6 protein-coding genes and 1 pseudogene are annotated in these 6,245 nt (G+C 58.8%); 5 read left to right on the forward strand and 2 right to left on the reverse strand.

Annotated elements, in window-relative coordinates; all coding sequences use genetic code 11:
- Positions 1-112: 112 nt before the first annotated feature.
- From OA90_RS02340 to OA90_RS02355, 4 genes are all read left to right on the forward strand, one after another.
- Entirely contained in the window at positions 113-754 is a 642-nt protein-coding gene (locus tag OA90_RS02340; protein WP_068406473.1) for a thiamine phosphate synthase, read from the forward strand.
- Between the two features lie 11 nt (positions 755-765).
- On the forward strand, positions 766-1,980 hold the full coding sequence (locus OA90_RS02345; RefSeq protein WP_208985940.1) for a tetratricopeptide repeat protein: 1,215 nt from the start codon (positions 766-768) through the stop codon (positions 1,978-1,980).
- A gap of 158 nt (positions 1,981-2,138) precedes the next feature.
- Entirely contained in the window at positions 2,139-2,702 is a 564-nt protein-coding gene (efp, locus tag OA90_RS02350; RefSeq protein WP_068406481.1) for an elongation factor P, read from the forward strand.
- Between the two features lie 130 nt (positions 2,703-2,832).
- Positions 2,833-3,639: an inositol monophosphatase family protein gene (locus OA90_RS02355; protein WP_068406484.1), complete on the forward strand. Its 807-nt coding sequence runs from the start codon at positions 2,833-2,835 to the stop codon at positions 3,637-3,639.
- A gap of 191 nt (positions 3,640-3,830) precedes the next feature.
- Here OA90_RS02355 and OA90_RS02360 read toward each other — a convergent pair whose 3' ends face one another.
- Together OA90_RS02360 and OA90_RS02365 are read right to left on the reverse strand one after the other, a co-directional pair.
- Entirely contained in the window at positions 3,831-5,246 is a 1,416-nt protein-coding gene (locus tag OA90_RS02360; RefSeq protein ID WP_068406487.1) for an aldehyde dehydrogenase family protein, read from the reverse strand.
- The gene (locus OA90_RS02365) at positions 5,243-6,022 is read right to left on the reverse strand and encodes an aminotransferase class V-fold PLP-dependent enzyme (RefSeq protein ID WP_199823560.1); all 780 of its coding nucleotides are present in this window, start codon (positions 6,020-6,022) and stop codon (positions 5,243-5,245) included. The genes OA90_RS02360 and OA90_RS02365 overlap by 4 nt, the downstream gene beginning before the upstream one ends.
- A gap of 12 nt (positions 6,023-6,034) precedes the next feature.
- Here OA90_RS02365 and OA90_RS28950 point away from each other — a divergent pair.
- Positions 6,035-6,245 (forward strand): annotated as a pseudogene (locus tag OA90_RS28950) (IS630 family transposase); the annotation flags it as partial.

Consider the following 6,245-nt stretch of genomic DNA (forward strand, 5'->3'; position numbering starts at 1 on the left):
CGGCAGTTATTTTTACTTTCCTGAAAGAGGGGCCTTGCGTCCCTCTTTCGCCCTCTTTAGGGACAAGAACCTGACAGTTGTCTTTGAACCAGCTTGACCAGGATCGCCCCCAGTGAACCGTCCCCGCCTCTTTCTCGTTACGCCGCCGGAATTCGATACCGGCGACATGGCCGCGAAGCTCGAACAGGCTTTTGCCGGTGGCGACATCGCCTGCGTGATGATCTACATGCCCGGCGCCGGCACAAAGGAGATCCAGAGCGCGGCGGAAGTGCTCGTCCCGGTCATCCAGCAGGGAGGCGCGGCGGCGATCGTCTACCGCGACACCCAGGCCGCCGGCAGGAGCGGTGCAGATGGCGTTCATGTCGATACGTCGCTGGAGGACGTGAAGCTGGCCGTTGAAAGCTTCCAGCCCGAACGGATTGTCGGCACCGGTGGAACAAAACTGCGGCACGAGGCCATGGAATTGGCGGAAACCGGAGTAGACTATATTTTCTTCGGCAAGCTCGACCTTCCCGAGAAGGAGAGCGCCCACGAAAAGACGCTTTCCAGCGCTGCCTGGTGGGCGGAGCTCTTCTCGACACCTTGCGTCGCGCTGGCCGGAAACACTATCGAGACCCTGGCGGAAGTGGCTGCGACCACAGCCGACTTTGTCGCACTCAAGGACGCGCTCTGGAATTCGGGCGGCGACATTACATCGCTCGTTGCCGAAGCCAACGGGATCCTGGACGCCCATCCTTTTCCCAAGGACGACTGAGGAGCCAGCCTTTGGACGGATTTGAGCAGACCTTTCCGGTATCCTCCGTTGCAGGGGAAGACGATGCTGGAGACACGCGCCGCAAGGAGCCTTCCGGTTTGCTGAACCGGGCCGCGCTTTTCCTTGCCGCCGGTCTGCTCGTCACCGGCCTGCTCGTCACCGGTCTGTTCATCACCGGTTTGCTCGGCACTGCGCCTGCGCTCGCACAGGACAGCGGGAACAATGGCGACGCCACAGAAGCCGATCCCGCCGCGTCCAAGGAACCGCAACCTGTGCTGATCGACGTCACAACGTCGGAAAAGACACTTCTCAGCATCGTCGACGCAGGCCCCCCGCATTTGCAGGAAGGCGAGACCGCCACGGCGGAAACCGCCTATTCGGCTTTCCAGCGCGGCTGGTTTCTGACCGCCCTCGGCCTTGCCACCCCGCTTGCCGAACTGGGCGACAAGGCGGCGCAGGCGCTGCTCGGCGTCCTGCATGAAGCCGGACTGGGCATTCAACAGGACAAGGGCAAGGCGGCCGACTGGTACGCCCTCGCCGCAGCACAGGGCGATGCCGGCTCCGCAATGCAACTGGCCCAGCTCTATCTGCTCGGCACCGGCGTTGAAACGGACAAGAAAAAAGCCGCCGACTATTTCGAGCAGGCCGCCAATGCGGGCAACCCGTCAGCTCTCTACAATCTCGCCCTGCTTTATCAGGAAGGCGAAGGCCGGCCGTTCAACGAACAGAAAGCGCGCGAGCTTCTGGAAGAGGCGGCCCAGCTCAACGATCCCGAAGCCCAATACGCGCTTGGCCTGTCCTACCTGGAAGCCCAGAGCGGGTTGAACGATCCGGGCCAGGGCGCCTTCTGGCTCGGCAGGGCGGCAAGGCGCGGGCATACATCCGCGCAGGTCTATTACGGCATCCTGCGCTTCCAGGGAAAAGGCGTCGATCCCAACGAAGCGGAGGCCGGGGACTGGTTCGAACGGGCTGCCACATCCGGCAATCCGGTCGCCATGAACCGTCTTGCGAGAATTTATGCCAACGGCCGGGGACGGGAGCAGAATTTCGCTGCGGCGGCCGGCTGGCACCTGATCGCCCGCACCCTGGGTGTGTCGGATCTGTCGCTGGACCGCATTGTCGAGAGCCTCGATGAGGAGACGTTGGCGGAGGCGCGCAAACTGGCCGAGCAGTATTCGGCGACCCTGATGGCGCCAAGCGAAGATCCTGCGCGCGAATCTCCGTAATCTTGCCGCTCGCCGCCGCTTTCGGGACGCGATTTGCCTTTTTTCCTTGAATCCGGCCCGCTTTTGTGGTGGACAGGCGCGAGCAAAATTCTAGCGCGTCAGCCATAACTTGCCGTTGCCCGCTCCAGATCCATACAAATCAAAAAGTCGGTCGTTCCATGAAAATCAACGGAAACGAAATCAAGCCCGGTAACGTGCTTCAGCATCAGGATACGCTTTGGGCCGTTGTTAAGGTCCAGCACGTGAAGCCGGGAAAAGGCGGTGCCTTCGCCCAGGTCGAAATGAAGAACCTGATCGATGGCCGCAAGCTCAACGAGCGTTTCCGCTCCGAAGACAAGGTCGAGCGCGTCCGTCTGGAACAGAAGGACTTCCAGTACCTCTACACCCAGGACGACATGCTGATCTTCATGGACACGGAAACCTACGAGCAGCTGGAACTTCAGAGCGAATTCGTCGGCGACCGCGCCGCCTTCCTTCAGGATGGCATGATGGTCACTGTCGAACTTCACGAAGAACGCCCGATCGGCATCACTCTGCCGCAATTCGTCACCCTGGAAATCCGGGAAGCCGACGCCGTCGTCAAGGGACAGACACAGTCCTCCTCCTACAAGCCCGCGCTCATGGAAAACGGCGTGCGCGTGATGGTGCCTCCGTTCATCACGGCCGGCGAGAAGATCATCGTCGACACCGGCTCTCTGGAGTACGTCCGCCGCGCGGACTGATCCGTCCGGACCGGCCCCCAGACAGGCCTTTGAATTCCCGGGGCGGCGCCCGCCCGGCCGAAGGCAGACACGCATTCAAACCGGTTTGCCCGGATCCGCCCGGGCAACACCCAACAACAAGTGAAAATCCATGGCCCGCACAGCTCTCCTCAACGTGATGGTTCAAACCGCCTTCAAGGCCGGCCGTTCCCTGATCCGCGACTTCGGCGAAGTTGAAAACCTCCAGGTCTCCCGCAAGGGACCGGGCGATTTCGTCTCGGCCGCGGACCGCCGCGCCGAGGAAATCATGCGCAACGAGTTGACGCGCGCGCGCCCGACCTATGGTCTCGTCATGGAAGAAGGCGGCGAGATCGAAGGAACCGACGGTCAGCACCGCTGGCACATCGATCCCCTGGACGGTACCACCAACTTCCTGCACGGTATTCCGATCTTCGCGATCTCCATCGCTCTGGAGCGTGCCGGCGAGATCGTTGCCGCCGTCGTCTACAACCCGGTCATGGATGAGCTTTACACCGCCGAACGCGGCCGTGGCGCTTTCCTGAACGACCGCCGCCTTCGCGTCGCCGGCCGGACAGACCTGCCCGACATGGTCTTCGGCACCGGCCTGCCCTTCATCGGCATGGGCGATCACGGCCGCACCTTGCGCGAACTGCGCTACGTCATGCCGGAAGTCGCCGGTGTCCGCCGCATGGGCGCTGCCGCGCTCGACCTTGCCTGGACAGCCTCCGGACGCCTGGACGGCTTCTGGGAGCGCAACCTGAACTCCTGGGACATTGCAGCCGGGATCCTTCTGGTGCGCGAGGCCGGCGGTTTTGTCAGCGACTTCGACGGCAAGAGCAAGATGCTGGAAAGCGGCGATGTCATCGTCGGCAACGAAGACGCCCACAAGCACCTGCTGCGCCTGCTGAAAAAGGCCGGGGCTCCCGCGCAGGAGTAAGACTGGCTGCGAAAGCCCGACACCGATGCCGGGCCTTGAAATCATGATTTTTCAAAGTTTGAGACCCTGTTCTCCCTCATCCTGAGGAAGCGCTCGGGACTGTCTCGAAAAACGAGCGGAGGAGACCCGGGATTGCCGTTGTCTTTCCTGTGTTCATTTTCAGTACGTTGACACCTGATGAAATAAGCAGACTAGGTGTTCATGCCCCAATAGAAAGATTTGATCTGGCTATATGTTCTCAGGCATTGGGCAGCCTTTTCGCGGCCGATGCCGCTTTGCTTGAAACCACCGAACGGGGTCGAAAGACTGGATTGCTCATAGGTGTTGATCCAGATGGTTCCCGCATCAATCGCGCGCCCGACATCCCAGGCCTTCTGAAACTCGCGTGTCCATATGCCTGCGGCCAATCCGTAACTGCCACAATTGGCGTCTCGCATGAGGTCTTCGATGTCATCAAACGATCGAACGCACAAAACGGGTCCGAAGATCTCTTCGTTCCAGGTTCGTGAATTGTTTGACAAACCGGTCAGGAGCGTTGGCGCGTAATATGCTCCCGATGAAAGCTCCCCTTGAGGACTAAATCCACCGAGTTCGACTGTCGCTCCTTCTTCGCGGGCAAGATCGACCAATGCAGCGACGCGATCGCGGTGTTTGAAGGAAGCAAGCGGGCCCATTTGTGTCGTTTCAAGATGGGGTGCCCCGACTCGAACCAGAGACATCTCGTATTTCAGCTTGCCAAGGAAATCGTCGTAGATGCGGCTTTCAATCAGCAACCGGGATCCGGCGGTGCATGATTGACCCGCAGCCCCGCATATGCCTTTGACCACTCCGTCAACGGCAAGATCCAGATCTGCATCTGCAAAAACGATCTGTGGTGACTTCCCGCCAAGCTCCAGAGTGCAGGGGACCAGCCTTTCCGCCGCGGCCTTCGCTATCGTGCGGCCGGTAGCCGTTCCACCCGTAAAGGTGATCATTTGCACGCGATCGTCATTGATTAGCTTCGGGCCAACCTCGGCGCCTGTTCCCTGAATGACTTGCAATGTGTGATCAGGCAATCCGGCCAATTTTGCGAATTTCAGAAGCTCCAATGATGTCTGGGGTGTTTCTTCAGAGGGTTTAAGCAGGACGCAATTGCCTGCTGCAAGCGCTGGGGCGATTTTGTAGGACTCGATCATCAGAGGTGAGTTCCACGGTGTAATTGCGGCAACTATCCCGAATGGTTCCAAAATAGTGTGTGACAAGTAATTGCCACGAGGAGGCGTAACCTCGGTTTCCAACGTCTCAAGGACGGCGGCATAGTAAACCCACGCATTCGCCGCATTGTCGACAATCCGCAAACATTCCAGTATCGGTTTGCCGTTTTCCCGCATTTGAAGCAGCGCGAGCCGCTCCTTGTCTTCAAGCAGGTAAGCCGCAATTCTGCGCATTGTCGCAGCTCGCTCGTGCGGCAACATTTTCCGCCAAGTGCCTTCGATATGAGCCTGATTGGCCAGATCGATAGCGCGTTCAACCTGTCTTTCGCTGTTCTTTTCGACCTGCCCCGCGACTTGGCCATTTGCCGGATTTATCGAGAGGATTACTTCGGACTGCTGGGTACTTGGGGTCATTTTCTGTCTCCCGATTTTACTGCGTGGAGCACGCGCTCAACGTCGGCATTGGTGTTGTAGACATGAAACGAAAATCTGAGCAGTCCACGACGACTCGAGAGGACAATTCCCGCCTCGACCAGAGCTTGCAGTATCGAAATGTATCTCTCGCCGGCAGCTGATCCGTTTGTCGCAGCAGGGGTCCCGGCGGTAACAATGTTACAGATCGCCTTTCCTCTTCCGCCGACGACCGGAAGGTCATTTTCAACAAGTCCGTCAATGAGAGAGGCGGACAAACTGCTCAAATATCGATCGATGGCTGGTGTGCCAATCCGGAGTAACAAATCGAGCGAAGGCTCAACCGCAGTTGCAGCAAGGAAATTGTAGTTTCCCAGATCAAAGCGAAGCGCAGATCTTCTTAGTTTATACTCAGGGTCGAAATCCGCTTCGTGACCTGAAGTATCGACACTGAAGCGGGCAATAGATCTGGGCGACATTTGCTCGGCCCAGTCTGACCGGCAGTAGAGAAATCCAAGACCGTAAAGTCCGAGCAGGCCCTTTTGAGTTGAGAAGGCCAGTCCGTCGATGAGGTCCCTGCAGACATTCAAATCGAGGACGCCGACTGCTTGTGCGCCGTCAACAAGGAAAAAAGCTCCAGAGTCTCTACAACTTTGCCCTATTGTTTTCAGGTCCGTGCGTGCGCCAGGCGCAAACGTGGCGGCTGATACCAAGCGACGAATTTGACGACTCTTTTGGATTCCCAAAGTTTCGCGAATATGATTCCTGATGGGGAACATGAGGAGTTTGCCATGTCCGCCCCTATCCGTCTTCGAGATGACTTTGATGCTCCAACCCTTCGTCATCTAGCCCGTGGCTCGGTGAATGCCGATCAAACACGGCGCCTTTTGGCGCTTGCAGTGATCTATGACGGCGGCTTGCGCAGCGATGCGGGTGCGGTCGGCGGCGTGACGGTCCAGGTGATCCGCGACTGGGTCTTGCGTTTCAATGCAAAAGGCCCCG

The sequence above is a fragment of the Labrenzia sp. OB1 genome (assembly GCF_001624695.1).
Classification (GTDB): domain Bacteria; phylum Pseudomonadota; class Alphaproteobacteria; order Rhizobiales; family Stappiaceae; genus Roseibium.

Bases quoted from the DNA above. Each gene is read 5' to 3' on its own strand.
- efp (WP_068406481.1), top strand. From the start codon at position 2,139: ATGAAAATCAACGGAAACGAAATCAAGCCCGGTAACGTGCTTCAGCAT.
- OA90_RS02355 (WP_068406484.1), top strand. From the start codon at position 2,833: ATGGCCCGCACAGCTCTCCTCAACGTGATGGTTCAAACCGCCTTCAAG.
- OA90_RS02360 (WP_068406487.1), bottom strand. From the start codon at position 5,246: ATGACCCCAAGTACCCAGCAGTCCGAAGTAATCCTCTCGATAAATCCG.
- OA90_RS02365 (WP_199823560.1), bottom strand. From the start codon at position 6,022: ATGTTCCCCATCAGGAATCATATTCGCGAAACTTTGGGAATCCAAAAG.